The 24,290-nt window shown below is 59.7% G+C and carries 25 protein-coding genes and 3 pseudogenes; 14 read left to right on the top strand and 14 right to left on the bottom strand.

From position 1 onward, the window contains the following. Window positions 1–74 precede the first annotated feature (74 nt). Window positions 75–1,430 carry a GntP family permease gene (locus tag AB4O01_RS13060; RefSeq protein WP_099756982.1) on the top strand — a complete coding sequence of 452 codons (1,356 nt, stop codon included), beginning with the start codon at window positions 75–77 and terminating at the stop codon, window positions 1,428–1,430. A gap of 171 nt (window positions 1,431–1,601) precedes the next feature. Here AB4O01_RS13060 and alaC read toward each other — a convergent pair whose 3' ends face one another. After that, a complete protein-coding gene (gene alaC, locus AB4O01_RS13055; RefSeq protein WP_430947631.1) occupies window positions 1,602–2,810 on the bottom strand; it encodes an alanine transaminase in 1,209 nt (402 codons plus the stop codon). Between the two features lie 139 nt (window positions 2,811–2,949). Between alaC and AB4O01_RS13050 the strand changes: the two genes are divergently transcribed. The 3 genes from AB4O01_RS13050 (at window position 2,950) to AB4O01_RS13040 (ending at window position 4,988) form a co-directional block, all read left to right on the top strand. After that, on the top strand, window positions 2,950–3,612 hold the full coding sequence (locus AB4O01_RS13050) for a LysE family translocator (protein WP_093430442.1): 663 nt from the start codon (window positions 2,950–2,952) through the stop codon (window positions 3,610–3,612). 68 nt (window positions 3,613–3,680) lie between these two features. Then, window positions 3,681–4,175, top strand: a complete 495-nt coding sequence (locus tag AB4O01_RS13045; RefSeq protein WP_460091985.1) for a GyrI-like domain-containing protein — start codon at window positions 3,681–3,683, stop codon at window positions 4,173–4,175. 324 nt (window positions 4,176–4,499) lie between these two features. Beyond that, a complete protein-coding gene (locus AB4O01_RS13040; RefSeq protein ID WP_093430440.1) occupies window positions 4,500–4,988 on the top strand; it encodes a GNAT family N-acetyltransferase in 489 nt (162 codons plus the stop codon). A 136-nt stretch (window positions 4,989–5,124) separates the two neighbouring features. Here AB4O01_RS13040 and AB4O01_RS13035 read toward each other — a convergent pair whose 3' ends face one another. Together AB4O01_RS13035 and AB4O01_RS13030 are read right to left on the bottom strand one after the other, a co-directional pair. Next, entirely contained in the window at window positions 5,125–5,730 is a 606-nt protein-coding gene (locus AB4O01_RS13035) for a pyridoxamine 5'-phosphate oxidase family protein (protein WP_460091983.1), read from the bottom strand. 18 nt (window positions 5,731–5,748) lie between these two features. After that, window positions 5,749–6,234: a GNAT family N-acetyltransferase gene (locus AB4O01_RS13030; RefSeq protein ID WP_460091982.1), complete on the bottom strand. Its 486-nt coding sequence runs from the start codon at window positions 6,232–6,234 to the stop codon at window positions 5,749–5,751. A 140-nt stretch (window positions 6,235–6,374) separates the two neighbouring features. Here AB4O01_RS13030 and AB4O01_RS13025 point away from each other — a divergent pair, with 140 nt between their 5' ends. Genes AB4O01_RS13025 through AB4O01_RS13015 form a run of 3 tightly spaced genes read left to right on the top strand, consistent with a single transcriptional unit; the run spans window position 6,375 to window position 8,419 of the window. Continuing rightward, window positions 6,375–6,800 (top strand): YybH family protein, encoded by a 426-nt coding sequence (locus AB4O01_RS13025; protein ID WP_257355959.1) that lies wholly within the window; start codon window positions 6,375–6,377, stop codon window positions 6,798–6,800. A 40-nt stretch (window positions 6,801–6,840) separates the two neighbouring features. After that, window positions 6,841–7,185 (top strand): YciI family protein, encoded by a 345-nt coding sequence (locus tag AB4O01_RS13020; protein WP_099756976.1) that lies wholly within the window; start codon window positions 6,841–6,843, stop codon window positions 7,183–7,185. After that, a complete protein-coding gene (locus tag AB4O01_RS13015; protein WP_320336462.1) occupies window positions 7,178–8,419 on the top strand; it encodes an RNA polymerase sigma factor in 1,242 nt (413 codons plus the stop codon). Before AB4O01_RS13020 ends, AB4O01_RS13015 begins: the two co-directional genes overlap by 8 nt. Window positions 8,420–8,780: 361 nt before the next feature. Here the strand turns inward: AB4O01_RS13015 and AB4O01_RS13010 are convergent, their stop codons facing one another. Next, entirely contained in the window at window positions 8,781–9,635 is an 855-nt protein-coding gene (locus AB4O01_RS13010) for a LysR family transcriptional regulator (protein WP_093430435.1), read from the bottom strand. A gap of 89 nt (window positions 9,636–9,724) precedes the next feature. Between AB4O01_RS13010 and AB4O01_RS13005 the strand changes: the two genes are divergently transcribed. Beyond that, window positions 9,725–10,162, top strand: a complete 438-nt coding sequence (locus tag AB4O01_RS13005; protein ID WP_093430434.1) for a multidrug/biocide efflux PACE transporter — start codon at window positions 9,725–9,727, stop codon at window positions 10,160–10,162. Between the two features lie 118 nt (window positions 10,163–10,280). On the opposite strand, the gene AB4O01_RS13000 is transcribed toward AB4O01_RS13005, so the two are convergent. Continuing rightward, entirely contained in the window at window positions 10,281–11,039 is a 759-nt protein-coding gene (locus AB4O01_RS13000) for an SDR family NAD(P)-dependent oxidoreductase (protein WP_093430433.1), read from the bottom strand. Window positions 11,040–11,159: 120 nt separating this feature from the next. On the opposite strand from AB4O01_RS13000, the gene AB4O01_RS12995 reads away from it, so the two are divergent. After that, on the top strand, window positions 11,160–12,056 hold the full coding sequence (locus tag AB4O01_RS12995) for a LysR family transcriptional regulator (protein ID WP_460091979.1): 897 nt from the start codon (window positions 11,160–11,162) through the stop codon (window positions 12,054–12,056). A 123-nt stretch (window positions 12,057–12,179) separates the two neighbouring features. On the opposite strand, the gene AB4O01_RS12990 is transcribed toward AB4O01_RS12995, so the two are convergent. Both AB4O01_RS12990 and AB4O01_RS12985 read right to left on the bottom strand, forming a co-directional pair. Continuing rightward, the gene (locus AB4O01_RS12990; RefSeq protein WP_460091977.1) at window positions 12,180–13,793 is read right to left on the bottom strand and encodes an inorganic phosphate transporter; all 1,614 of its coding nucleotides are present in this window, start codon (window positions 13,791–13,793) and stop codon (window positions 12,180–12,182) included. 248 nt (window positions 13,794–14,041) lie between these two features. Continuing rightward, entirely contained in the window at window positions 14,042–15,064 is a 1,023-nt protein-coding gene (locus tag AB4O01_RS12985) for a transporter (protein ID WP_093430430.1), read from the bottom strand. 277 nt (window positions 15,065–15,341) lie between these two features. Here AB4O01_RS12985 and AB4O01_RS12980 point away from each other — a divergent pair. The 3 genes and pseudogenes from AB4O01_RS12980 to AB4O01_RS12970 all read left to right on the top strand — a co-directional run. After that, window positions 15,342–16,031 (top strand): annotated as a pseudogene (locus AB4O01_RS12980) (methyl-accepting chemotaxis protein); the annotation flags it as partial. A 165-nt stretch (window positions 16,032–16,196) separates the two neighbouring features. Further along, on the top strand, window positions 16,197–16,964 hold the full coding sequence (locus AB4O01_RS12975) for a methyl-accepting chemotaxis protein (RefSeq protein WP_460092262.1): 768 nt from the start codon (window positions 16,197–16,199) through the stop codon (window positions 16,962–16,964). A 110-nt stretch (window positions 16,965–17,074) separates the two neighbouring features. Then, window positions 17,075–17,521 (top strand): hypothetical protein, encoded by a 447-nt coding sequence (locus tag AB4O01_RS12970; protein WP_460091975.1) that lies wholly within the window; start codon window positions 17,075–17,077, stop codon window positions 17,519–17,521. A gap of 401 nt (window positions 17,522–17,922) precedes the next feature. Here the strand turns inward: AB4O01_RS12970 and AB4O01_RS12965 are convergent, their stop codons facing one another. Both AB4O01_RS12965 and AB4O01_RS12960 read right to left on the bottom strand, forming a co-directional pair. Further along, window positions 17,923–18,228: a PepSY domain-containing protein gene (locus tag AB4O01_RS12965; RefSeq protein WP_093430427.1), complete on the bottom strand. Its 306-nt coding sequence runs from the start codon at window positions 18,226–18,228 to the stop codon at window positions 17,923–17,925. Window positions 18,229–18,389: 161 nt separating this feature from the next. After that, window positions 18,390–19,517: a glycerophosphodiester phosphodiesterase gene (locus AB4O01_RS12960; protein ID WP_460091973.1), complete on the bottom strand. Its 1,128-nt coding sequence runs from the start codon at window positions 19,515–19,517 to the stop codon at window positions 18,390–18,392. Between the two features lie 221 nt (window positions 19,518–19,738). Here AB4O01_RS12960 and AB4O01_RS12955 point away from each other — a divergent pair, with 221 nt between their 5' ends. Next, complete coding sequence (locus AB4O01_RS12955) at window positions 19,739–20,065, top strand: DUF2025 family protein (protein ID WP_460091971.1); 327 nt, start codon at window positions 19,739–19,741, stop codon at window positions 20,063–20,065. Window positions 20,066–20,190: 125 nt separating this feature from the next. Here AB4O01_RS12955 and AB4O01_RS12950 read toward each other — a convergent pair whose 3' ends face one another. Next, window positions 20,191–20,496, bottom strand: coding sequence for an antibiotic biosynthesis monooxygenase family protein (locus AB4O01_RS12950; RefSeq protein ID WP_186625080.1), 306 nt, complete (start codon window positions 20,494–20,496; stop codon window positions 20,191–20,193). Further along, window positions 20,496–21,200: a CTP synthase C-terminal region-related (seleno)protein gene (locus AB4O01_RS12945; protein ID WP_460091969.1), complete on the bottom strand. Its 705-nt coding sequence runs from the start codon at window positions 21,198–21,200 to the stop codon at window positions 20,496–20,498. Before AB4O01_RS12945 ends, AB4O01_RS12950 begins: the two co-directional genes overlap by 1 nt. A 15-nt stretch (window positions 21,201–21,215) precedes the next feature. Between AB4O01_RS12945 and AB4O01_RS12940 the strand changes: the two genes are divergently transcribed. Next, the gene (locus tag AB4O01_RS12940; RefSeq protein WP_186625076.1) at window positions 21,216–22,157 is read left to right on the top strand and encodes a LysR family transcriptional regulator; all 942 of its coding nucleotides are present in this window, start codon (window positions 21,216–21,218) and stop codon (window positions 22,155–22,157) included. On the opposite strand, the gene AB4O01_RS12935 is transcribed toward AB4O01_RS12940, so the two are convergent. The 3 genes and pseudogenes from AB4O01_RS12935 to AB4O01_RS12925 all read right to left on the bottom strand — a co-directional run. Next, window positions 22,158–22,691 (bottom strand): DUF1003 domain-containing protein, encoded by a 534-nt coding sequence (locus AB4O01_RS12935; protein ID WP_093430421.1) that lies wholly within the window; start codon window positions 22,689–22,691, stop codon window positions 22,158–22,160. A 171-nt stretch (window positions 22,692–22,862) separates the two neighbouring features. Then, window positions 22,863–23,300: pseudogene (locus AB4O01_RS12930) on the bottom strand (methyl-accepting chemotaxis protein); the annotation flags it as partial. A 156-nt stretch (window positions 23,301–23,456) separates the two neighbouring features. Beyond that, a pseudogene (locus AB4O01_RS12925) lies at window positions 23,457–24,092 on the bottom strand (PAS domain-containing protein); the annotation flags it as partial. Window positions 24,093–24,290: the final 198 nt, after the last annotated feature.

The following is a 24,290-nucleotide window of genomic DNA, read 5'->3' as shown; positions in this document are numbered from 1 at the left end:
AAAGAGATAGCGCTGTCCTTCCGAGTTCTGTTTAACCCGCTTTAATAACAACAACAATCCAGGAGACACCCCCAATGTTTGGCATGTCCCACGACGCCTACCTGCTGCTCGATGCAGTGGTCACGGTAATCGGCCTGATTATCCTGATCACCAAATTCAAGATTCACCCGTTCATTTCCCTGACCATCGCGGCCGCGTTCCTCGGCCTGACGTCGGGCATGCCGATCGGCACCATCATCAAAGCGTTCCAGGACGGCTTCGGTGGCGTGCTCGGTTTCGTCGGCATCATCCTTGCGCTGGGCACCATGCTCGGCAAAATGATGGCCGAGTCGGGCGGGGCGGATCAGATCGCCCAGACCCTGATCCGGGCGTTCGGCAAAGACAAAGTCCAGTGGGCGATGATGTTCGCCGCATTCCTTGTCGGCATCCCGCTGTTCTTCGAAATCGGCTTCGTGCTGCTGATTCCGTTGGTGTTCATCGTTGCGCGCCGCACCGGCGTGTCGATCATCAAGATCGGTATCCCGCTGCTCGCCGGTCTGTCCGCCGTGCACGGTCTGGTGCCACCGCACCCGGGCCCGCTGCTGGCCATCGGCGTGTTTGGCGCTGACATCGGCAAGACCATTCTCTACGGTCTGATCGTTGCGCTGCCGACCGCGATCATTGCCGGTCCGATCTTCGGTACGTTTATCGCCAAGCACATTCCGGGTCACCCGAATCAGGAACTGGTCGATCAACTGGCCCGCGAAAACGACGACTCGGCCAAGCTGCCGAGCTTCACCATCACCCTGATTACCGTGCTGTTGCCGGTGTTCCTGATGCTGCTGAAAACCTTCGCTGACGTGGCGCTGCCGGACGGCCACTTCTTCCGCACCTGGATGGACATGATCGGTCACCCGATCTCGGCGCTGCTGCTGGCGTTGCTGCTGTCGCTGTACACCTTCGGGCACAAGCAGGGCATCGGTTCCCAACAGATGCTCAAGTGGCTCGACGCGAGCCTGGCGCCAACCGCCGCGATCATCCTGATCATCGGTGCTGGCGGTGGTTTCAAGCAGATGCTGGTGACCAGCGGCGTGGGCGACGTGATCGGCCACATGGCGGTCAGCGCACAGATCTCGCCGATCCTGCTGGCGTGGCTGGTGGCAGCGGTGATTCGTATCGCGACCGGTTCGGCAACTGTGGCGACCATCACGGGCGCGGGCATTGTCGTGCCGGTGGTGGGGATGATTCCGGGCGTTAACCGTGAGCTGCTGGTGCTGGCCACCGGCGCCGGTTCGCTGATCCTGTCCCACGTGAACGACGCCGGTTTCTGGCTGGTGAAGCAGTACTTCAACATGACCGTGGCCGAGACGTTCAAGACCTGGACGGCAATGGAAACCATCCTGTCCATCGTTGCATTGGGCTTTATCCTGCTGCTGTCGCTGTTCGTTTAAGCGACTTCACGCAGGCACAAAAAAACCGCAGCGATGCGGTTTTTTTGTGGGTGATCGTTCCCACGCTCTGCGTGGGAATGCAGCCCGGGACGCTCTGCGTCCCAAAGCGGACGCAGAGCGTCCATTGAGGCATTCCCACGCGGAGCGTGGGAACGATCAGAGGCGGGTCAGTTATTTGGTAACTAACCCATCCGCCCGGAACATGCCGCGAATCCCGCGCACCGCCTGACGAATGCGGTCCTGGTTTTCGATCAGCGCAAAGCGCACGTGATCGTCGCCATACTCACCAAAACCCACCCCCGGCGAGACGCAGACCTTGGCCTCGGCCAGCAGTTTCTTGGCAAACTCCAGCGAACCCAGATGCGCGTACTGCTCAGGAATCTTCGCCCAGACATACATCGACGCCTTCGGATTCTCAACCATCCAGCCCAGTTCATGCAGGCCTTTGACCAGCACGTTGCGGCGCTGGCGATACTGCTCGGCGATGTCGCGCACACACTGCTGATCGCCTTCCAGCGCGGCAATCGCCGCGACTTGCAGCGGGGTGAAGGTGCCGTAGTCGTGGTAGCTCTTGATCCGCGCCAGAGCGTTGACCAGTTCCGGATTACCGACCATGAAACCGATGCGCCAGCCGGCCATGTTGTAGCTCTTGGACAGGGTGAAAAACTCCACAGCAATGTCCTTGGCGCCCGGCACTTGCATGATCGACGGGGCTTTCCAGCCGTCGTAGACGATGTCGGCGTACGCCAGATCGTGAATTACCAGCACGTCGTACTGCTTGGCGAGGGCGATCACCCGTTCGAAGAAGTCCAGCTCCACGCACTGTGCGGTCGGATTCGACGGGAAGCCGAGGATCATCATTTTCGGCTTCGGGATCGAACCGCGAATGGCCCGTTCCAGTTCATCGAAGAAGTCCACGCCTGGCACCAGCGGCACCGAACGCACCTGGGCACCGGCAATCACCGCACCGTAGATGTGAATCGGGTAGCTCGGGTTTGGCACCAATACGGTGTCGCCCTGATCCAGGGTTGCCAACATCAAATGCGCCAGGCCTTCCTTGGAACCGATGGTGACAATGGCTTCGCTTTCCGGGTCGATGTCGACCTCGTAGCGTTGCTTGTACCAGTTGGAAATCGCCCGGCGCAGGCGCGGAATGCCCTTTGACGTGGAGTAACCGTGGGTGTCTTCGCGTTGAGCGACTTGCACGAGTTTTTCGACAATATGCGGCGGCGTGGCGCCGTCGGGGTTGCCCATGCTCAAGTCGATGATGTCTTCACCACGACGCCTGGCAGCCATTTTTAGCTCGGCGGTGATGTTGAAAACGTAAGGGGGGAGTCGATCTATGCGCGCAAAGCGGCGCGGCGAACCTTGTTCAGCCATTGTTGCCTCGGATAACGTAAGCGCCCGGAACCGTCCGAGCGACGCTGGTCACTGCGGTGACCTGTGGCGGAAGATAAGGTCAGTGATGGCATACTGTCCAGCCCGTTTGTAAACAATTTTGTCCCAAGGAAATCGGTAGATGGAATTCACCAGCGGCTTCTTGCTGAGCCTTTCGCTGTGCCTGGATATCGGCGTGGCCAACATCGCCATGATCACCCTGGCGATGCAGCGCGGTTACTTTCAGGGCTTTGCGTTGGGCCTCGGCACCTGTGTTGGCGACCTGATTTATGCGGTGCTGGCGTTGGCCGGCATGACGGTTTTGCTGCAATACGAAACCGTGCGCTGGGTGTTGTGGATTGGTGGTTCGGCGCTGCTGATCTACTTTGCGGCAAAGATGATTTACTCGGCGATTCACCACGAGGCGCAGTTGGCGGCCACGGCGGAAGTGGGGCAGAACTCCCATCGCAAGGAGTTCTTCCGGGGGATATTTCTCGCGATGTCGTCGCCGAGCGCGATTCTCTGGTTCGCGGCGGTAGGCGGCACCTTGATTGCGCGTTCCGGTGGTGGCGGTCCTTTGAGTTCGGCGCTGTTCCTCGGTGGGTTCCTCTGCGCCGGACTGCTGTGGTCGGCGGGTTTGTGCTTCGCTGCGAGCCATGGTGGCAAGCTGCTGGGCGATAAGCTATTGCGCTATTCGTACCTGGCATCTGCAGCGATCTTCTGCTATTTCGCGGTGTACGTGATCGTATCTGGCTACAACGAATTTGTCGGTTCGGGCGCCGTCGAGCAGTTGCACGCGCTGTAAACGTGCGAATCGGCTTTGGCTTTCTATACTCCCAGCCGAACCCCCTTTTTTGTTCCAGGAGTCGAGTCATGGATGAGCAAAAACGCGTCGAAGTGGCTGAACCTCGCTTCGAACATGGACACTTCTTGCTGATTGCAGGTTTTCGCGGTCGATTTACCCAAGACACAGCCAAGGACATTCCGGCGCTGTGGGAAAAATTCTTGCCGCACCTGGGAAAGATCCAGGGGCAAAAGAACGAAGTGACCTACGGTGTCTGCAGCAATTTCGACGGCAAGGGCGGCTTCGATTACATCGCCGGGGTGGAAATCAGCAAGCTCGATGACCTCGACCAGAAGGTCTACCAGTGGGTCGAAGTGCTGCCTCGGCAATACGCGGTGTTCGAGCACAAGGGGCCGCTCGAACAGCTGCCGCGAACCCTGCAATACATCTACAAGACCTGGCTGCCGACCTCGCACTACGTAGAGCTCAATGCCCCGGAACTGGAGCGCTATAGCGCCGATTTCAATCCGCGGCTGCACACCGGCAAACTGGAAATCTGCGTGCCGGTCGATACCAAGGGCTGAACCAACAGACATGAGGCGGATCACTGATCCGCCTCATGGTTTTCAACCGCGTTTACTCTTGCCCAACCGTCGCGCCCGCAACAGGTCGATGCCCAGAGTGATAAAGCCGAACGTACTGATGCCCAACACCATCAACAGGCCGATTTCAACGCTGCTCATAAACGGTTTCCCCCAAGGGTGATCAGAGACACACCTGAGAAATAGCCCGCCGCGAACCCGAAGAAAAGCACTTATACGCAGGCTTTACGCCGCCCTTGCGCATCGATATGCAGGCCTTATTCCTTTATGCTTTCGGCACTTTCTTCTGCCGATTTCCGAGCCGCCATGAACACCGTTATCCGCAACGTCACCGCCGCCGACCTGGACCGCTGCTACGCCATCGAAACCGTTGCCTACGAAGGTGACGAAGCGGCCACCCGCGAGAAGATCGCCACGCGCATTGCCACCTGGCCGGAAGGTTTTGTCGTTGCCGAGGTGGACGGTGAGGTCGCAGGCTTCGTCAACTCCGGCGCGGCGTTTGATGTGCAGATGTCGGACGAGGCGTTTAAGGAGCTGATCGGCCACGACCCGAAAGGGCCAAACGTGGTGATCATGTCGGTGGTGGTGCACCCGGATTATCAGGGGCAGGGTTTGGCCAAACGTTTGATGGGCGAGTTCATTGAACGTATGCGCGGGATGGATAAGGCGACCATTCATTTGATGTGCAAGGAAAAGCATATCCCGTTGTATGCCGGGTTTGGCTTTGCCTACATCAAACCGTCTGAGTCCGACCACGGCGGCATGGCGTGGCACGAGATGATCCTTACCCTCTAAAACCAGCCCGATACTGATCATTCCCACGCTCCGCGTGGGAATGCCTCCTGTGACGCTCTGCGTCACGACTTTGGGACGCAGAGCGTCCCCAGCTGCATTCCCACGCAGAGCGTGGGAACGATCATTTACGGGAGTGTCAGTAGAGGGTGTCGGTTACGCGTTTCGGCGCTTCGCGGTCGTAGGTATCAGCGTCGAACTTGCCGTCATTCAGACGTTTGTGGAAGGCGCCAGCAGAGGGCAGGGCCGAGCGCGGCAGATGGGTTTCCGGGTTCCACGCATCCGAGCGGACGAAGGCTTTCGAGCAATGAAAGAACGCCGCTTCCACCGTCACCAGCAACACGGTCTTCGCCGGTTTGCCGTTCACCGCAAAGCTTTCCAGCAACTGCGGCTCAGCACTAATCACCGCCGTGCCATTGACCCGCAACGTCTCGCCAATCCCCGGAATAATGAACAACAACGACACCCGCGAATCGTGCAGCACATTGCGCAGGGTATCGATGCGGTTGTTACCTGGGCGATCGGGCAACGCCAGCGTGCGTTCGTCAATGATCCGCACAAACCCGGCTTTGTCACCGCGCGGCGAATTATCCAGGCCATCGGTGCCCACCGAGCTGACAATCACCAGCGGCGACAGGCGCACCATTGCCTGATAATCGTCGTTGAGAAAACCGATCTGCTTGCGCACCGCCCGCTCGTGGGGCAGTCCGTAAATCGCTTCCAGTGCTTCGATTGAGTCGATCATCGTGCTTACCTCGATGACTTAGAAAAACAGCCCCATGCGCCGTTCGTAACCGATCCGGCCCTTGTACGCTTCGCCGCTGTCGACATAGCCGTGTTTGGCATACAGCGCGATGGCTGCGTCGTTATCCGCGTCCACCGACAATTCCAGTCCCTTGATCTCCGGCCACGCCTGACGCGCAACTTCGGGCAACGCTTGCAGACAGGCCTTGCCGTAACCCTTGCCCTGAGCGCGGTGATCAACCTGCAACGCATGCAGGGTGGCGCTGTGTTCATCGGCCCAGGCCGGCAACACTGGCGGGCGCTTGAGCAACAGAAACGCCACGGGTACTTCATCCGCCAGCAGCGCAAAACCCTTCACACCCGGCCCGGGTTTCGACAGCAGGGTGTGCAAAGCCCCATGGATATCGCCGGAGAACTTGATCTGCTCGGCATGGATTTCAATCGCCTCGACTTGCTCACGCTGCAAGGCGTTAAGGCTGTCGTACGGCACGAGTTGGGCTGACACGGGAATTTCCTTTTTCCTACAAAGATGAGCCTCGGATTCTAGCGATTTTGTCTTCTGCGGAAATTTTTTGTTTCGCCTGTCGATCAGCTCAAGTGCCGAACGACTAAGGGTGTCTTCACAACAAAAACACGGAGAACACCATGAGCGCACAAACCGAGATCCAGACTCTGATCAACACCTACCGCGAGGCCGTCATGAAAAAGGACGTGGAGAAAGTCATGGCGTTGTACGCCGACGACATCGTCTCTTTCGACGCGATCAAGGCCCTGCAATTCAAGGGTAAAGCCGCCTACCGCGCGCACTGGGTCGAGTGCATGGAAATGTGCCCCGGCCCGCACGTTTTCGAGTTCCACGAAATCGCCATCGAAAGTGCTGACAACATCGCCTTCGCCCACTGGGTGGCCAACTGCGGCGGCACCAATGACAAGGGCGAAACCCAGAGCTGCTGGATGCGCGTAACCGCTTGCTATCGGCAGGTTGACGGGGCGTGGAAAATCGTCCACGAACACTGGTCGGCGCCGTTCGATCCGATGAGCGGCGCGACCCTGTTCGATGTGACTCCCTGATCTTCAGCCATAGTTGAACCGTCCGATTCAGGAGAACGCCATGAAGTATTTATGCCTGGTCTACAGCGATGAACACTTGTTGCACTCGTCGCTCGACAGCCCGGAAGACGCCGAGTGCTGGGCCTATGCCGAGTCGATTCAGGGCAGTGGGCGGATGGTTGCCGCCGAGGCGCTGGAGTCGGTGCAGACCGCCACCACGGTGCGTATGCGCAACGGCAAACTGTCGATCACCGACGGCCCGTTCGCCGAAACCAAAGAGCAATTGGCCGGTTTCTACCTGATCGACGCCAAGGACCTCAACGAAGCGATTCAGGTTGCCGGCAATATTCCGGCGGCGCGGGTGGGCAGCGTGGAAGTACGACCGGTGCGGCAATTGAATGTCTGAGGTCAAGGCGCGGGTCGAGCAGGTCTACCGCGAAGAGTCGCGGCGGATCCTGGCGACGCTGATTCGCTTGCTGGGTGATTTCGACCTCGCCGAAGAAGCCTTGCACGAGGCGTTCTTCGTCGCGGTCGAACGCTGGCAGCGCGACGGCGTGCCGGACAACCCGCGCACCTGGCTGGTGTCCACCGGGCGCTTCAAGGCCATCGATGTGTTGCGCAGGCGTGCGCGGTTCAAGGCTTCGCAGCCGCTGTTGCTGGCGCAACTGGAAGAACTGGAACAGGCCGACTGGAGTGGCGAAGACGTGGAAGACGATCGCCTGCGGCTGATCTTCACCTGCTGCCACCCGGCGCTGGCGGCGGATGCGCAAGTGCCGCTGACCTTGCGCGAAGTCTGCGACCTGACCACCGAGGAAATCGCCCGCGCCTTTCTCTCCGCGCCGGCAGCGATTGCCCAGCGCATCGTGCGCGCCAAAGCGAAGATTCGTGACGCGAAAATTCCCTATCAAGTACCGAGCCTGAGCGAACTGCCCGAGCGCCTCGATAGCGTGTTGCGGGTGATTTATCTGGTGTTCAACGAAGGGTATTCGGCGTCGTGCGGGGCCGAGTTGATCCGTGAGGATCTGACCCGCGAGGCGATACGGCTTGGGCGACTGTTGATGGAATTGCTGCCGGAGCCGGAGGTGATGGGTCTGCTGGCGATGATGCTGTTGCACGAGTCGCGACGGTCGGCGCGCACTTCGCCGAGTGGTGAACTGGTGCTATTGGATGATCAGGACCGTTCACTGTGGGATGCCGGGTTGATTGCTGAGGGATGTGCGCTGGTCGAGCATGCGCTGACCACGCGGCGCTTTGGGCCATATTGTTTGCAGGCGGCGATTGCGGCGGTTCATGCTGAGGCGCCGTCGGCGGGGGAGACGGATTGGGAGCAGATCGTTGGTTTGTATGACGTGCTGTTGCGTGCGGTGCCTTCACCGGTGATCGAGTTGAACCGGGCGGTGGCGGTGGCCAAGCGGGATGGGGCGCTGAACGGTTTGAATCTGATTGAAGGGATTTTGGGTCGCGGCGAGTTGCAGGATTACCACTTGGCGCATTCGGCGCGGGCGGAGTTTTGTCGGCAGTTGGGTAGGGTGGAAGAAGCGCGGGCTGCGTATTTGCGGGCCTTGGAGCTGACCCGGCAAGAGCCGGAGCGGCGTTTTATCGAAGGGCGGCTTTCGGCGCTGGAATGGCCCTCACCCTAGCCCTCTCCCAGGGGGAGAGGGGACTGATTGGGGGATGCTGTAGAAGTACGCCGACCTGAACGCTCAGGGGTGAATCCATAATCGACCCAAATTTCACGACCATATAACGCAGCAATCAGTCCATAATCGACTCGATCTCTCAGGTCGATGTATGACGCAACACAATGCGGTCGGCCCCCTCTCCCCCCGGGAGAGGGCTGGGGTGAGGGGCTTTTGAGCTCATATCCAATGAATCCATAATCGACTCGATCTCTCAGGTCGATGTATGACGCAAGACACCTCGGTCGGCCCCCTCTCCCTCCGGGAGAGGGCTGGGGTGAGGGGCTTTTGGCTTCATGCCGGCTAGCGATTAGGCGCGCCGCTATTCCAGCATCTTGCTCAACAACCAGCTCCCCGCCGGCCCCGGCGGATACAGCCGCGACCACAACGCATCAACAAACACCGGCTTAGGCCACCCACGCACTTTCAACTCCACCAACAAATCATTGCCAAAACGCTGCGCCAGCCAACGCGGCAACGGCGCCCAGCCAAAACCTTTCTCGGCCATTTCCAGCAACATCAGATAACTCGGCGCCGACCACACCCGACCTTTGCCGCGACTGTCGTAAGGATTGACGATGGTCGCCAGGCGCAATTCACGGTGCTGTTCCAGGACGTGTTGATCAACGTGATCAAGCTTGGCCAGCGCGTGATCGCGATTGACGAACAAGGCGATTTCCGTGCGCTCGGCCACCGTCGACGTTGCCAGGTCCGGTGGGTAGTTCTCTTGCATCTCGGCGAAGGCCAGATGCGCACGACCGCGCTGCACCAGTTCGATCAGGTCATCGCATTCGGCGATCAGGCATTCCAGCTCCAGATCCGGATAACGCTGCTCAAACCCGACCAGCGCCGCTTCAAAACGGTACGACTGATAAGTGTCGGAAATCGCCACGGTCAGCTTCGGCTCGACGCCTTGGGACAATTGCCGCGCAGTCATTTCCAGACGACTGCTGGCCGCCAGAATCGCCTCGGCGCGTTGCAGCATCACATGCCCGGCCGGCGTCAGGGTTGGTTTGCGGCTGCTGCGATCGAACAGCACCAGATCCAGATCGATCTCAAGGCTGGCCACCGCCGCGCTGATGGTCGACTGACTGCGCCCCAGTTTGCGCGCCGCTGCCGAAAACGAGCCTTGGGTCGCCGCCTGGACAAACGCCAACAGCACTTCCTGCGAGATCATCAACTATCGCCTTGGTCGATGGTTATTGGTTATGAAGTATCGGTATCAAGATAGATCATGGCAACCCTCTTCACTCAAGGAGTCAGGCCATGACTGCCCACAAATCGATCACTGAACGTATTTTCCAGGCCGTTGGTTTCGAACTGCTGGCCATCCTGATCTGCACCCCGTTGCTGGCGTGGATCATGCAAAAACCGATGCTTGAAATGGGCGCGGTGACCGTGTTGATCGCGTTGCTGGCGCTGGGCTGGAACGTGGTGTTCAACCGTTTCTTCGACCGGATGCTGGAACGCATGAACGTCGCGCACAACGCTTGGATACGTGTGGTGCACGCGCTGCTGTTCGAAGGCGGCTTGATCGTGATGGGCGTGCCGCTGATTGCCTGGTGGCTGTCGGTCAGCCTGTGGCAGGCGTTTTTGCTCGACATCGGCGTGTTGCTGTTTTTCCTGCCGTACACCTACGTTTATCACTGGGGCTATGACGTGGTACGTGAGCGCTTCATGACCCGTAACGCTTGCCAAGGCTAACACCACCCCCGTGTAGGAGCTGCCGAAGGCTGCGATCTTTTGCTGTTGATTTTTAAGGGCAACATCAAAAGATCGCAGCCTTCGGCAGCTCCTACCAGGGAAAGTATTTCAGCGTTGGTTAGAGGAACATGCCGCCAGATGCCTCGACCCGCTGACCATTGATCCACTGCGCACCCGGCGACAGCAACAACGCCAATGCCCCGCCAATGTCATCCGGCTGCCCGGCACGGCCCAGCGCGGTGTTGCTGGCGACCATTGCATTCAGCGCCGAGTTGTCTCTTACGGCGCCACCGCCGAAGTCAGTTTCGATGGCGCCCGGGGCGAGAATGTTCACGCCGATCTGCCGGGCCCCCAGCTCTTTGGCCTGATAACGGGTCAGCACTTCCATCGCGCCTTTCATCGCCGCATAGGCGCCGTAACCCGGCAGACTGAAACGGGTCAGGCCGCTGGAAATATTGATGATGCGCCCGCCGTCGTTAATCAACGGCAGCAATTGCTGAGTCAGAAAAAACGGCCCTTTCAACTGAATGTTCATCAGCAAATCAAACTGCTCCGGGGTCGTCTCGGCAAACAGCGCATGCACGCCGATCCCGGCATTGTTGATCAGGAAATCAAAACGCTGACGGTCAAACGTCTGCTGCAACGCCTGCTCAACACGTGTACCGAAATCGGCAAAGCTTTCGCTGCGGCCGACGTCCAGTTGCAGCATCACGGCTTTCGCGCCGAGTGCCTGCAGTTCGGTTACCAGCGCCTGGGCTTCATCCGCGCGGCTGTTGTAGGTGCCGACGATGTCGATGCCCTGAGCGGCGAGGTGCAGGGCGGCGTTTTTGCCCAAGCCGCGACTGGCGCCGGTGATCAATGCGATTTTGCGATTCATGGAGGCTTCCTCGATTGCGGTGAGTGGTGATGGACTCAGTTTATTTGTCCGCCAAGGGGTGATAAACAGGTTGAAAACGGAATCACTGATCGGCTCAGCCGAACAATCCATGGGTGCCTTATGAACAAACTGGAACTGCTGCGCACCTTCGTCCGGGTCAGCGAACTGTCGAGTTTTACCCTCGCGGGCGAGAGCCTTGGCTTGCCGCGCTCGACCGTGTCCGAACATGTGCAAGCGCTGGAAACCCTGCTTGGCACGCGTCTGCTGCAACGCACCACACGCAAGGTGCAGGCGACGCAGGACGGCTTGGTGTTGTACGAGCGCAGCAAGGATCTGCTCTCGCACATGGACGAGATCGAGGGCTTGTTCCGCCAGGACGAGGCGTCGCTGACCGGGCGCATTCGGGTCGACATGCCGAACATTCTCGCGCGGCGTCTGATCATGCCGCGCCTGCCGCGATTCATGGAGCGTCATCCGAACCTGGAGCTGGAAATCAGCAGCACCGATCGCCGCGTGGACTTGCTTAGCGAAGGCTTCGATTGCGTGGTGAGGATTGGCGCGCAGCCGGATCAATCGGTGGTCGCGCGACATCTCGGTGACTTCCCCATGGTCAACTGCGCCAGCCCCGCCTACCTTGAGCGCTACGGTGTGCCGCAAACCCTTGAGGATCTGGCGCAGCATCGACTGGTGCATTACGTCGGCGTGCTCGGTTCGCGTTCGGAAGGTTTTGTGTACGAGGAGGGCGGGCAGGTTAAACGCTTGCCGATGGCTGGCAGCATTACGGTCAACAGCACTGACGCTTACGAGTCGGCGTGCCTGGGCGGTTTTGGTCTGACGCAGGTGCCGCGCACCGGCATGCAACCGCATCTGGAAAACGGCGAACTGGTCACCGTGCTGCCGCAATTCACCGCGCCGGCGATGGGGATTTCATTGTTGTATGCGCGGCAACGGCATTTGCCGTTGCGGGTGCGAGTGTTTATGGATTGGCTGGGCGATCTGATTCGCTCCGCGCTCTGAACCTGAATACAAAACCAATGTGGGAGCGAGCTTGCTCGCGAAGACGGCGTGTCAGTCAATTCAGAGTTGACTGATCCACCGCTTTCGCGAGCAAGCTCGCTCCCACAAGGAGAATTGTGCGAATTAGAAGATCTGGGTGAACAGCCAGTAGAGGCTGCCCGACAGCAGAATGGCGGCGGGGAGTGTCAGCACCCACGCCATCAACAGATTGCGGATGGTCTTCATCTGCAACCCGCCACCGTTGGCAACCATGGTCCCGGCCACCCCCGAAGACAACACATGGGTCGTCGACACCGGCAAACCAAACATGTCCGCCGCACCGATGGTGAGCATGGCCACGGTTTCCGCCGACGCACCCTGCGCATACGTCAGGTGGGTCTTGCCGATCTTCTCGCCGACCGTCACCACAATCCGCTTCCAGCCGACCATGGTGCCCAACCCGAGCGCGATGGCCACGGCGATCTTCACCCACAGCGGAATAAACCGTGTGGCGTTGTCGATCTTCTGTTTGAACAGTTGCAGTTTGCTGCTGGTGTCAGCATCGAAATTGCCGACCTTGTTCTTGTCCATCAGGCGAATGCTTTCGCTGGCCAGGTACATGTCGTTACGCACGTTGCCCATGGCTTCGGCCGGGACTTTCGCCAGCGAGCCGTAGCCTTTGACTTCTTCACCGATGTGCCCAGTGAGGGCGGCGAGGGCGGGGATCAGTTGCGGCGTGGCGTCCTTGCTGCGCACGTAATCGGAGAGCACCGCACGCGGATCGGCCGGCGTCGGCAGCGGGGCACTTTTCACCAGCGCTTGCTGGGTGACTTGCGCCACGGCGGCAAACTGCAGCGATTGTTCTTCGGGCATGGTGCGGTTCAAGGCGTAGGCCATCGGCAATGTGCCGACCAGAATCAGCATGATCAGGCCCATGCCTTTCTGGCCGTCATTGGAGCCGTGGGCGAAGGACACGCCGGTGCAGGTCAGAATCAGCAAACCGCGAATCCACCACGGCGGCGGGGTGTTGCCTTTAGGGGCCTTGTACAGCGCGCGATTCTTCACGAATGCACGCAGCGCCAGCAGCAACAGCGCCGCGCAGCCGAACCCCACCAGTGGCGACAGGAGCAAGGCGTAACCGATCTTGGTCGCCTGCGCCCAATCGACACCGCTTGTGCCGTCGCGGCCGTGCATCAAGGCATTGGCCACGCCGACGCCGATGATCGAACCGATCAGCGTGTGCGAAGACGATGCCGGCAAACCGAGCCACCAGGTGCCGAGGTTCCACAGGATCGCCGCGATCAGCAGGGCGAAAATCATCGAGAAACCGGCAGACGAACCGACCTGCAGAATCAACTCCACCGGCAGCAACGCGATGATGCCGAACGCCACCGCGCCGCTCGAAAGCAACACGCCGAGAAAGTTGAAGAACCCCGACCAGACCACTGCCACATTCGGCGGCAGCGAGTGGGTGTAAATCACCGTCGCGACGGCGTTGGCGGTGTCGTGGAAACCGTTGACGAACTCGAAACCCAAGGCAATCAGCAGCGCCACGCCGAGCAGCAGGAACGGCGTCCACGTGGTGACTACCGTGCCGAGTTCGTGCATGTCGTGCATCAGGCTGTAGGCGGTGAACAGCATCCCCATCGCCAGCACCGCGAAAAAGATCACGTAGGTGAACGGGCCGGTTTTCTTGTCGAGGGCAGGCCTGCCGCTGGCGGCGGAGGCGGGGCTGGCGGTCAGGGAGGGAGTAGCCATGAGCGGACAATCCTGAGCGAGGGAAGGAATGTCGCCCATGATCGTTGCAGAATGTTACAGAGAGACTGCGCCATGTCAGTGTTTGGGGTTTTAGCTCCACCGCTGATCCGAAGACTGAAGAAGATCCCTGTGGGAGCGAGCTTGCTCGCGAAAGCGGTGTGTCATCCGACAATGATGGAGCCTGACACTCCGTCTTCGCGAGCAAGCTCGCTCCCACATTGGGCCTGCGGTGGCAATGCGTTTTGTGGTCAGTAATCGCCTCTTTTACGAAACGCCCAACGCCCGGCAATCACGGTAAACGTCGCCACCAGTGCAACCAGAATCCAGAACCCTTCCGGATCTTGCGACAACGGCACCCCGCCCACATTCATTCCGAAAAAACCGGCAATTATGTTGATCGGCAGCGCCAGTACCGTCACCACGGTCAGGGTGAAAAGCGTGCGGTTGCTCTGTTCGTTGAGGTTGGCGGCGATCTCTTCCTGCAACAGTTTGATCCGCTCACCCAGCGCTGTGAGGTCGTTGATAATCAGCGCAAACTCCTCGGTGGATTTGCGCAGCTCCTTGACGTCCTCCTTTTGCAACCAGGACGGCGGCCGGTTGAGCAGACGCAACAGCGAACCCGGCTCCAGCGCCAGCAGCCGTTGCAGCCGCACCAGCACACGGCGATTGGCACCGAGTTCGGCACGGTTGGTCGACAGCCGCGAGGAGAGCAATTCGTCCTCGACCTGATCGACGCTCATGCTGGTCTTGCGCACGATCTGCGTGAGTACTTCGCCCTGATCGCGCAGCAGATGCACGAGCAATTCCGAGGGCGAACGAAAACGCTCGCCGGCCTTCACCGACGAGCGCAATTTATCCACCGAGTGCAGCGGTTGCAGACGCGCACTGACGATCAGTTTGCTGCGCACACAGACCCACAGCGTCGACACGTCCGAGGAGACCATGCTGCTGAGGTTGAACACCACATCGTTGACCACCGCCAGCAACGCCGAGTCGACATGCTCGATGCGCGTCGACCGCGAACCTTCGTGCAACGCTTCGAAAAACTCCTCGGGCAATTGCAGATGACTTTTCATCCAGCGCTCGCACGCCGCGTGCGCCAGATTGAGGTGCAGCCAAAGGAATTCGCCCGTGTCGTTATCGTCCTGCAAACAGCGCAACGCTGTCGCCGAGTCGACTTCGCGGCCACGTTCGCCGGGCAGGAAACGAAAGCCGTAGAGCAGGCCAAACAGATCGGGATCGCGATGGCTGATATCGAGGCTGTGGTTCATGAAGGCTCGCTGCGAGGAGGGTGCGTCGGTCGCGCAAATGGCAGGTTCACTGAGCCGCATCATCGCAATGTCAGATGACGTTTGTGTGACAGCAAAATGACGTCAAATCAGCAGCTTACCGGTGGTCGGAATTTCTTCAAGAAACGCTCTGGTGCGCCGATCACGCTTGGGTTACGTTGCGCGCGCTTGGCCATGAGCCAAGGCGTGCCGACAGGGATGTCCGGCAAAATTTCACGCCTTATCGGGCGTGCCTCATCCTTGTCCTGAGTATCTTTCGATGCTGCAAAAATCCCTGAGAGCGCAAATTCTCGGCCTGCTGAGCGGCAGCCTGCTGGCGATGCTGTTGATCGCCCTGGCCTGTTTTCACTTTCTGTCCAACGGCGTGCAGAGTTACAGCCAGTTGATCGCCGGTCCCTTGCACACTTCGCAATTGATCGACGAGGCCAACCTGCAATTCAAGGTGCAGGTGCAGGAATGGAAAAACGTTCTGCTGCGCGGTAAGCAACCGGCGGATCTGGCTAAATATTGGGGCCAGTTCGAGGATCGTCAGCGCGATGTGCAGAACATTCTCGGTGAACTGGCCAGCCAGAAAGGCATCGAGCCGAGCCTGAAAAACCGCATCGAACGTCTGCGTGAAGAACATCGTCTGCTCGGCGCTGCCTACCAGAAGGGCCGCGATGCCTACGTGGCTGCCGGTGGTGATCCGACGGCTGGTGATGCGGCGGTCAAAGGCGTCGACCGCGCCGCCAGCGATCAGATGAGCGAGCTGGTCGCCGAGTTGCGCAAGCAAGGCACCGCGCAGTCGGCGCTGATCAGTGCCGAGGCTGATCGCACCGTGTGGCTGGGGCTGCTGGTGATGCTCGCGTCGGGTCTGCTGATCGGCTTGTTGAGCCTGTGGCTGGTCAACCGCAACCTGGTCGAACCGATTCGCAAACTGATCGATTACGTGACCCAGTTGAGTCGCGGCAAACTCGCCGAGCGCGTGGTCAGCGACCGCCAGGATGAGCTGGGCAACCTCGCCGCCGCCGCCAACACCTTGCGCGATTTCCTCGCCGAAACCTTCACCCGTTTGCAACGCAGCGCCAGCGATCTGGATAGCGCCAGTGGCGAGTTGAATGCGATCGCCACGACCATGGCCGGCGGCACCAACGAACAATTCAATCGCACCGATCAAGTGGCCACGGCGATGAACGAAATGTCCGCCACCGCCCAGGAAGTGGCGCGTCACGCCGCTGATGCTGCGCGTGCGGCCGACGATGCCGACCAGTCCGCCCAGCAGGGTGAAAAGGTCATGCAGAGCACCATCCACTCGATCACCCAGATGCGCGGCGAAATCGCCAATACCGCCACGGTGATCCGTCGTCTGGAAGCCGACAGCGGCCGCATCGGCAAAGTGCTGGAAGTGATTCGCGGCATCGCCGAACAGACCAACCTGCTGGCATTGAACGCGGCCATTGAAGCGGCGCGCGCCGGTGAGGCCGGGCGTGGTTTTGCCGTGGTCGCCGATGAAGTACGCAACCTCGCACAACGCACCGCCGAGTCAATCATCGAGATCAACCAGATCATCCAGAGCGTGCAGACCGGCGCGGTGGACGCGGCGCAAGCCATCGACAGCGGCCAGACGCGCAGTGATGAAAGCGTCGAGCAGGTGACCCAGGCCGGCGCGATGCTGGAGCGCATCACCCACGCGGTGGAGGCGATCCGCGACATGAACCGTCAGATTGCTACCGCCGCCGAAGAGCAGACCTCGGTGGCCGAGGACATCTCGCGCAACCTCACCGAGATCACCTCGATCGCCAGCACCAACCTCGACAACGTGCAGCGCACCGAAAGCGCGAGTCAGAACCTGCACAGTCTGTCGGGGGAGCTGAGCGAAGTCACCGCGCGTCTGAGTGCCTGACGCAAACGACCGTGTACCGGTTCGGATACCGAGTCGGTACACAGTCGATCTCAAATTGAGGCGGCCGTGGTCGATGACCGGTTATCTATAACCGGCATTGGAGTATTTCCATGGTCAGCATCACGTCTGTTTCGATCAATCAGACTCTCAGCACACCCACCAGCAAAACGTCGATTAGCGACGTTGGTGACGACACGTCTACCTCAGCAACCGCCAGCACGGGCGCGACAGCCGATAGCGGTAAAGTCGCCGCCGGTGGTGGGGCCGCTCCGGCGGGTGACAGCAGCTCCAGCAGCAGTGAAGAATCGGATTCGGTGAAGGAACTGCGCAAGCAGATTGCCGAGTTGCAGAAGCAATTGCAGGAGGAACAGCAAGCGCTGCAAGCGGCCCAGGCGAAGCAGGAAAGTTCGGATGCCAAAACCGCCGAAGTAGCTGCCGCACAAGCGCAGATCACCGCCACCTCGGCCTCCCTGTCCACCGCCACAGCTTCATTGTTGCAGGCGTTGCAGGACTCCGACTCGAGCACTTCGGGGTCGTTGGTCAGCACCTCGGTGTGATGCCTTTTCCCCTCACCCTAGCCCTCTCCCGGAGGGAGAGGGGACTGACCGTGGTGATTATGCGAGCTACGCCGACCTGAGATTTCGAGGCGCACTCAGGCCTTGAATAGCCCCCGATCGGCTCCCTTTCCCCTTACCCTAGCCCTCTCCCAGAGGGAGAGGGGACTGACCGGGGTGATTATTTGCGTTACGCCGACCTGAAACATCGAGTCGAACTCAGGTCTTGAATAACCCCCCGATCGGCTCCCTTTCCCCCTCGCCCCCTTGGGGGCGGTCCGACGTTTCGGGAGGGCTGGGGTGAGGGGGAGAAAATCTCACTGACAACACATCAACCAGGCCAAACACCAGACACAAAAAAGCCGCACGATCTCTCAATCGTGCGGCTTGCTTTATACGCGGTATCAAGTGTCTTGCTTGTTGCTCAACACCTTGCCAGTGGTCGCATCAAAGTCCACATCGAACTCTTTGCCATCAGCAGTTTTCAATTCAACTTCATACTCATAACCGTTGAAGTGGTTATCCAGGTCAGTGTCAGTAATAGTTGCACCCGGATACAGTTTCAGCGCATCGGCATTCATCGATTCCAGCGACTTGATCTTGCCTTCCTTGACCAGTTGCGGGATCTGGTCGACGCGGACATCAGCCAGGGCCACGCCAGCAGTGAGGGTCAGGGCAGCGGCGGTAAACAGGGCAGTCAAAGTTTTCATCGGTTCATTCCTTGGGTGACTCGTTTAAGTGGCCTCAGGTTAACCAGCGCAACTTAACTCACCCTTAAAACCCTGCACCCAAACAAAACGGGCAAGCCATGCACCTGCACAGAACCTGTGAGAGCGTGGCTTGCCCGTGATGAAGGCGCCTGGATTTCAGATCAGAAACCGTTGTTCTTCAACACCTGATCAACCGTGCCAGCCGCCGGGCGTTTGTAGAACTTCAACAATTCGCTAGCGCGGTTGGTGAAGATGCCGTCGACACCGGCCGCCATGACTTTCTCGAAGTCCACCGGCTCATCAACGGTGTAGACGTGCACCAGCATGCCCTGATCGTGGGTGTATTGGTTCATCCACGGTAGCACCAGATCCGAATAACTCTGGTCGCCGCCCTTGGTCAGCTTCGCCGACGGGCCGGTACCGATGGCACCTTGCGACTTGGCGTAGTCCACCCATTGCTTGAATTCGGCTTCGGACTTCGGCTCTTGTTTGCCGTAGAAAACGTTTTTGTCTTTCTCGCCGGACTCGGCAAAGGTCACTTTCGATTTCGGCTCGATGCTGCCTTCGCCGACCCACAGCAGGAGGATCTTCGGCACTTGCGGCATTTCTTTTTCCAGCAGGGCAAGGCTGTTCTTCTCGAACGTCTGCAGGATCACCTTGCCTTTACCCTGACCCACACCCAGCGCGCTTTTCGCCAGCTTCGAACCGGCCGGGCTCAGCCAGCCGCGATCCTGGAGTTTTTCCTTGAGGTCTTTCTCGATCCCGGGAAACAGCTGCGGCTCTTTGGTCTCGATGTACAGGCCCGGCTTGTGTTGCGGATTGGCCTGGGCAATGTCGATGATTTCATCGAGGGTGAGAATTTTCAGCCCGGCATAAGTCGGGCGCGCGCGGTCGGGGTAGGCCTTGTTGTACCAGCTGCCGGCGTCGAGGCTTTTCAGTTCGGCCATGGTGAAGGCGTTGGCCGGGCTGTCCTTGCGATCCGGGAACTTGGTCGCGACGTCGGTTGTACGTTGCAGATTGTTGTCGTGCAGGGCGAACAGCACGCCGTCCTTGCTGCGCTGCAGGTCCATTTCCAGGTAATCGGCGCCGAGGTCGCGGGCCAGTTTGTAGGACGCGGCGGTGGATTCCGGTGCATCGAAGGACGCGCCACGGTGAGCAATCACGGCCGGGTGCGGGATGCCGTTGGCGGCAGCGATCGCTTTCGGGTCGGTTTGGCTGGCAGCGTGTGCCTGACCAAGACCGAGCAGCAGGCTCAGGACCAGAGCGCTTTTGGTGAAAGTGGCGGGCATGTTCGAGTTCCTTTCGCAGGGCATTTTCAAAGACGTACCTTTTAACAACTGAATCGATCGCGTGCTATCGCAGGACCGACATAAACGTATTAAAAGCGATTTTTCCTGCACTTTTGTGGCGCGGTTTGCAGTACGCTTGCCCTCGGCAGACGTCCCGGCAGAGGGCGCGCCGCTCCGTTGCCCTGCGTGTAAACCATCGATCATTTTTCGTGAGGTTTACCATGCGCATCACCTCCCAACTCATCTGCCAGGCTGCCGACGATCTCAAGGGTTTTGTCGGCCTCAACCGCAAGACCGGCCAGTACATCGTGCGTTTCAGCGAAGATTCGTTCGGCATGGACGTGGCGGATGACGGCATTATTCCTGTGAATGAATTCGTCTGGGCGCCGGCGACGGCGCAGACCATGACCCTTAAGCGCGAGTTGATTCAGCTATTGCTGGATCAGAACATCGACGAGCGGATCAACATTACCGAGCCGTTGCGGGTGTATATGAGCAGGGTTGAGGTGCCGGAGATTGAGGCGGTGCGGAGTCTGGTGCGGGGCTGAAGTTTTGCTGTGAAGGTGAGGGCCTCTTCGCGAGCAGGCTCGCTCCCACATTGGATCTGCGTCGATCACAAATCCCCTGTGGGAGCGAGCCTGCTCGCGAAAGCGGTCGACAATGCGCCGCCATTTTATTGCCCGAACCGATACTCACGCTCAACCCGGCACACCCGCGTATGAAACGCCGAATACCACTGCAAACGCCCGCGCTCCTGAATCAGCCGATGCTCCGGGTTCTGCCGCCACGCCAGAATCGCCGCTTCGCTCTGCCAATACGACACCGTAATCCCGACGCCATCCACGCCGCGAACCGACTCCACCCCGAGAAATCCCGGCTGTTCACGCACTAACAATTCCATGCGTTCAGCCGCCTCGGCATAGCCGTTGTCACCCTCGGTGCGGGTCGAGGTAAAAATCACCGCAAAGCAGGAAGCCATCAACGCGGCTCCATGCAAGCTTCAACAAACGCGCGCACCAGCGGCGGCATCAACCCTTTTAGCGCGGCACGCTCCGGTTGAAACAACGTTGCGACAAAAAATCGGTGATCGTTGAGTTCAATCGCGCGTAAATCCCCCGCCGAATCATGACCCACGGCTTGTAGCCGATCATTCAACAATTCCTGTTCGAACAGCGGATTCACACCGAAGCGGCAGCGATAACCTTCATGAACCTGCGACGTTTCGTACGCCTTGGCGATCAACGAGCCGGGCACCAAGTGAATACTGTCCACCGCTTCGACCAGCGAACAGGTCAACGGCGTGAGTACCGCGCGTTCTGAGTCGGGTGATGTTTCACCATGTTCCGCATCCACCCAGCCCAACACGTTGCGGGAAAACTCCAGCACCGCATGCTGAAAACCGCCGCAGGTGCCGAGGAAAGGGCGCTGCTGTTCGCGGGCAAAACGGATCGCTCGCAGTGCGCCGTCTTCACTTTTGTAGGGGCTGGCCGGTACGCACCAGAAGCCGTCGAACCGCTCGAGCGGCGTATCGGCGTGGATCTGCTCGGTGGCCAGCCATTCGAATTGCACGTTGCGATTGAGGTGCTCAGCGACCAGACCGAGGGCGACGGGAATGGCTTGGTGGGCGGTGACTTGCGGGTCGTAATCGCCAATCAGGGCGATACGGATGGCGCTGTTTTCCATGGGGGTTCCCTGCGCTTGTTGATTGATGGCACTCACTATAGATTGGCGTTCACGCACTCAACATTGGCGTTTGCCCAAGTGATCAATGCAGCCACGCACTATCAGCTCGACTACCCCGACCTCGCCCTGATTCTGGCCTTGGTGCGTGGCGGCTCCCTGGCCCGCGCCTCGCAGCTGTTGAAGGTCGATGTGTCGACGGTATTCCGCGCCGTGCGCCGTCTCGAAGCCGCACTCGGCCAGCAATTGTTCGAAAAAAGCCGTGCCGGTTACCTGCCGACGAACCTCGCGCAGACGCTGGCCGAGCAAGCTGAACGCGCCGAACAGGCATTGGAAGCCGCACGTATCGGCGTGGAGCAGGGCGGCGAAGTGGTCAGCGGCACGGTGCGTCTGACCTGCACCGATTCGGTTTTGCAGGGTTTGCTGCTGCCGGCGCTGGCGCAGTTCATGCCCAATTATCCGGCGTTGACCATCGAACTGAGCACCTCCAACGACTTCGCCAACCTCAGTCGCCGTGATGCCGACATTGCTCTGCGCCTGACGCGGACACCGCCCGAGCATCTGGTCGGACGGCAACTGGCGACGATTTCCTACCGCGTCTGCGCCAGTTCGCGTTATCTGCAAAATGTCGATGCTTCGGATCTGACGGCGTTGACCTGGATCGCCCCGGATGACTTTTTGCCCGATCATCCGACTGTCGCCTGGCGTCGTCAGCATCTACCCGGTGTCACCCCGGGCTATCGCTGCAACAGCATGTTGTCAGTCACGGAGCTGGTTCGCGCAGGCCTCGGTGTGGCGGCATTACCGGACTTCCTCATCACCGAGAGTGTGCAGGCGTTGAGCGAGCCGCTGCACGGTTACGACACCGCGTTGTGGTTGCTGACGCGCCCGGATTGCCGAGCCTTGCGCTCGGTGGTGACGTTGTTCGATGAACTCGGGCGGGTACTGCGTTTGCCGTGATCAGCGCTGCGGGTTCTGGCGCATATGATCGTGCAGTTCGCTGGTCAGACTGGCGATGCGTTCGGTGAGGTTTTTGGTCATCTCGGTGAGGCGGGTGTTCTGCTCCAGCAACTCAAGCAGTTGCGCGGTGTTCTTCGCCGCTTGGGCCTGACGCTCGGTATTGGCCTGTGCCAACGCTTCACGGTGTAGCGCATCGGCATCGGCTTGTGCCTTGTCGCGCGCGGCCTGACGGGTTTGTGCCAGCAGAATCAGCGGCGCGGCATAGGCGGCCTGGAGGCTGAACGCGAGGTTGAGCAGGATGAACGGGTAAACGTCGAATTGCGTCACGCCCGACACGTTGAGGCCGATCCACACCGCGACGATCACGGTTTGCGCACCGAGAAACAGCGGCGTGCCGAAGAACCGCGCGAACGCCTCGGCGCGCAGCGCAAACCTGTCGTTGCCGAAGGTGGTGTTGAGGTGGGCGTGGGGGCGGTGGAAGCGCAGGTGGTCGACGGGAGCTGTTTCAGGCAATGCGGGTTTTTCAGTGGTCATGGTGCACTCGGCAGGGCATGGGACGTGTAGTCACTATAGCCCTGCGTTGTGGCGGCCGGCCCCTTCGCGAGCAAGCTCGCTCCCACAGGTATCCGGGGTGTTTCGAATTAGTCCCTGTGGGAGCGAGCCTGCTCGCGAAGGTCGCGCCTCGGTCTACTGACCCTGCATCGATTACCCCGGCACCCGCTCATTGGCAAACATGCTCACCGCATCCACCGCCTCACTGGCACCATCACGAATCTGCAGAATCACCGTCCCCGCCTGATTCGCCAATTCGACGCCTTCAGCCGCGCGACCCCGGGTGCCTTCCATGCTCTTGATGGCCTGACGGGTTTCGCTCTGGATCAAACCGATCATGGTGGATATCTCTGCGGTCGAGCCGCTGGTACGCCCCGCCAGCAGGCGCACCTCGTCGGCAACCACGGCAAACCCGCGGCCCTGTTCACCGGCGCGGGCGGCTTCAATTGCAGCGTTGAGCGCCAGCAGATTGGTCTGGTCGGCAATCGAGCGGATGGTGTTGACGATGGCGGTGATCTGCTCGGAGCGTTCCCCCAGTTGCGCAATCAGCGTTGAAGACTGGGCGATGTCTTCGGCGATTTCGCGCATTTCGCTGGCGGCTTGCTGGATCACCTGCGTACCTTGCTCGGCGACTTTTCGCGTCGCTACCGAGATGTGATACGCCGCGCTGGCACTGCGTGCGTCCTGTTCGTGTTGTTCGACGCGCGCGGTCACATCGGAGGCGAACTTCACCACTTTGCACAAGCGCCCGGCAGCGTCGTAGACCGGGTTGTAGTTGGCTTCCAGCCACACCGTTTGCCCGCGTTTATCCACGCGTTCGAACTGCCCCTGGAAAAGTTCGCCCTGATTCAAGCGCCGCCAGAAATCCTCATAAGCGCTGCTGTTGACCAGCGCCGGCGTGCAGAACAAACGGTGATGTTTACCTTTCAGCTCGGCGAGGGTGTAACCCATGCGCGTCAGAAAATTCTGATTGGCCGTGAGAATACTGCCGTCGAGGTTGAATTCGATGACCGCCATGGCCCGGTCGATCGCCTGCAACTTGGCGTTGGCTTCGCTTTCCTGCTGCACCTTGGCGGTCACGTCCATGGCGTACTTGACCACTTTCACCACCCGTCCCGAAGCATCCTTGATCGGGTTGTAGCTGGCTTCCAGCCAGATCGGCTGGCCCTTGCCGTCGACCCGTTCAAATGTACCGGACTGAAACTGGCCGTTTTTCAGACGTGACCACAGATCAGTGTATTGAGCACTGCGCCCGAATTCTGGCGTGCAAAAACGCCGATGGGGCTGGCCGATCGCTTGTTCGGCGGTGTAACCCATGGTCTTGAGAAAGTTGTCGTTGGCGCGCAGCACCACGCCATCGAGGTCGAACTCGATGACCGCCATCGAGCGATTGATCGCATCGAGCAGGCCCGTTTGTTCGGTGAGGGTGCGCTGAAGATCGTCGACGACGGCTTTGTGGCGATTAAAGAACATGTTCGCAGTACTCAGGAAGTGGGGAAGATCGAGGATTCAGTCCCTATTTCCGCGCCGGCAGACCGAATGCGCGGACGGCATTCGGCAATGACTGCTCAATACCAGTAT

It is taken from the genome of Pseudomonas sp. S2_E02 (assembly GCF_054668355.1).
This window is presented reverse-complemented; position numbering and strand designations above follow the sequence as displayed.

Excerpts from the sequence above, each read along its gene's own strand:
- AB4O01_RS13060 (WP_099756982.1), top strand. The coding sequence starts at position 75 with ATGTTTGGCATGTCCCACGACGCCTACCTGCTGCTCGATGCAGTGGTC.
- alaC (WP_430947631.1), bottom strand. The coding sequence starts at position 2,810 with ATGGCTGAACAAGGTTCGCCGCGCCGCTTTGCGCGCATAGATCGACTC.
- AB4O01_RS13050 (WP_093430442.1), top strand. The coding sequence starts at position 2,950 with ATGGAATTCACCAGCGGCTTCTTGCTGAGCCTTTCGCTGTGCCTGGAT.
- AB4O01_RS13045 (WP_460091985.1), top strand. The coding sequence starts at position 3,681 with ATGGATGAGCAAAAACGCGTCGAAGTGGCTGAACCTCGCTTCGAACAT.
- AB4O01_RS13040 (WP_093430440.1), top strand. The coding sequence starts at position 4,500 with ATGAACACCGTTATCCGCAACGTCACCGCCGCCGACCTGGACCGCTGC.
- AB4O01_RS13035 (WP_460091983.1), bottom strand. The coding sequence starts at position 5,730 with ATGATCGACTCAATCGAAGCACTGGAAGCGATTTACGGACTGCCCCAC.
- AB4O01_RS13025 (WP_257355959.1), top strand. The coding sequence starts at position 6,375 with ATGAGCGCACAAACCGAGATCCAGACTCTGATCAACACCTACCGCGAG.
- AB4O01_RS13020 (WP_099756976.1), top strand. The coding sequence starts at position 6,841 with ATGAAGTATTTATGCCTGGTCTACAGCGATGAACACTTGTTGCACTCG.
- AB4O01_RS13015 (WP_320336462.1), top strand. The coding sequence starts at position 7,178 with ATGTCTGAGGTCAAGGCGCGGGTCGAGCAGGTCTACCGCGAAGAGTCG.
- AB4O01_RS13010 (WP_093430435.1), bottom strand. The coding sequence starts at position 9,635 with ATGATCTCGCAGGAAGTGCTGTTGGCGTTTGTCCAGGCGGCGACCCAA.
- AB4O01_RS13005 (WP_093430434.1), top strand. The coding sequence starts at position 9,725 with ATGACTGCCCACAAATCGATCACTGAACGTATTTTCCAGGCCGTTGGT.
- AB4O01_RS13000 (WP_093430433.1), bottom strand. The coding sequence starts at position 11,039 with ATGAATCGCAAAATCGCATTGATCACCGGCGCCAGTCGCGGCTTGGGC.
- AB4O01_RS12995 (WP_460091979.1), top strand. The coding sequence starts at position 11,160 with ATGAACAAACTGGAACTGCTGCGCACCTTCGTCCGGGTCAGCGAACTG.
- AB4O01_RS12990 (WP_460091977.1), bottom strand. The coding sequence starts at position 13,793 with ATGGCTACTCCCTCCCTGACCGCCAGCCCCGCCTCCGCCGCCAGCGGC.
- AB4O01_RS12985 (WP_093430430.1), bottom strand. The coding sequence starts at position 15,064 with ATGAACCACAGCCTCGATATCAGCCATCGCGATCCCGATCTGTTTGGC.
- AB4O01_RS12975 (WP_460092262.1), top strand. The coding sequence starts at position 16,197 with ATGGCCGGCGGCACCAACGAACAATTCAATCGCACCGATCAAGTGGCC.
- AB4O01_RS12970 (WP_460091975.1), top strand. The coding sequence starts at position 17,075 with ATGGTCAGCATCACGTCTGTTTCGATCAATCAGACTCTCAGCACACCC.
- AB4O01_RS12965 (WP_093430427.1), bottom strand. The coding sequence starts at position 18,228 with ATGAAAACTTTGACTGCCCTGTTTACCGCCGCTGCCCTGACCCTCACT.
- AB4O01_RS12960 (WP_460091973.1), bottom strand. The coding sequence starts at position 19,517 with ATGCCCGCCACTTTCACCAAAAGCGCTCTGGTCCTGAGCCTGCTGCTC.
- AB4O01_RS12955 (WP_460091971.1), top strand. The coding sequence starts at position 19,739 with ATGCGCATCACCTCCCAACTCATCTGCCAGGCTGCCGACGATCTCAAG.
- AB4O01_RS12950 (WP_186625080.1), bottom strand. The coding sequence starts at position 20,496 with ATGGCTTCCTGCTTTGCGGTGATTTTTACCTCGACCCGCACCGAGGGT.
- AB4O01_RS12945 (WP_460091969.1), bottom strand. The coding sequence starts at position 21,200 with ATGGAAAACAGCGCCATCCGTATCGCCCTGATTGGCGATTACGACCCG.
- AB4O01_RS12935 (WP_093430421.1), bottom strand. The coding sequence starts at position 22,691 with ATGACCACTGAAAAACCCGCATTGCCTGAAACAGCTCCCGTCGACCAC.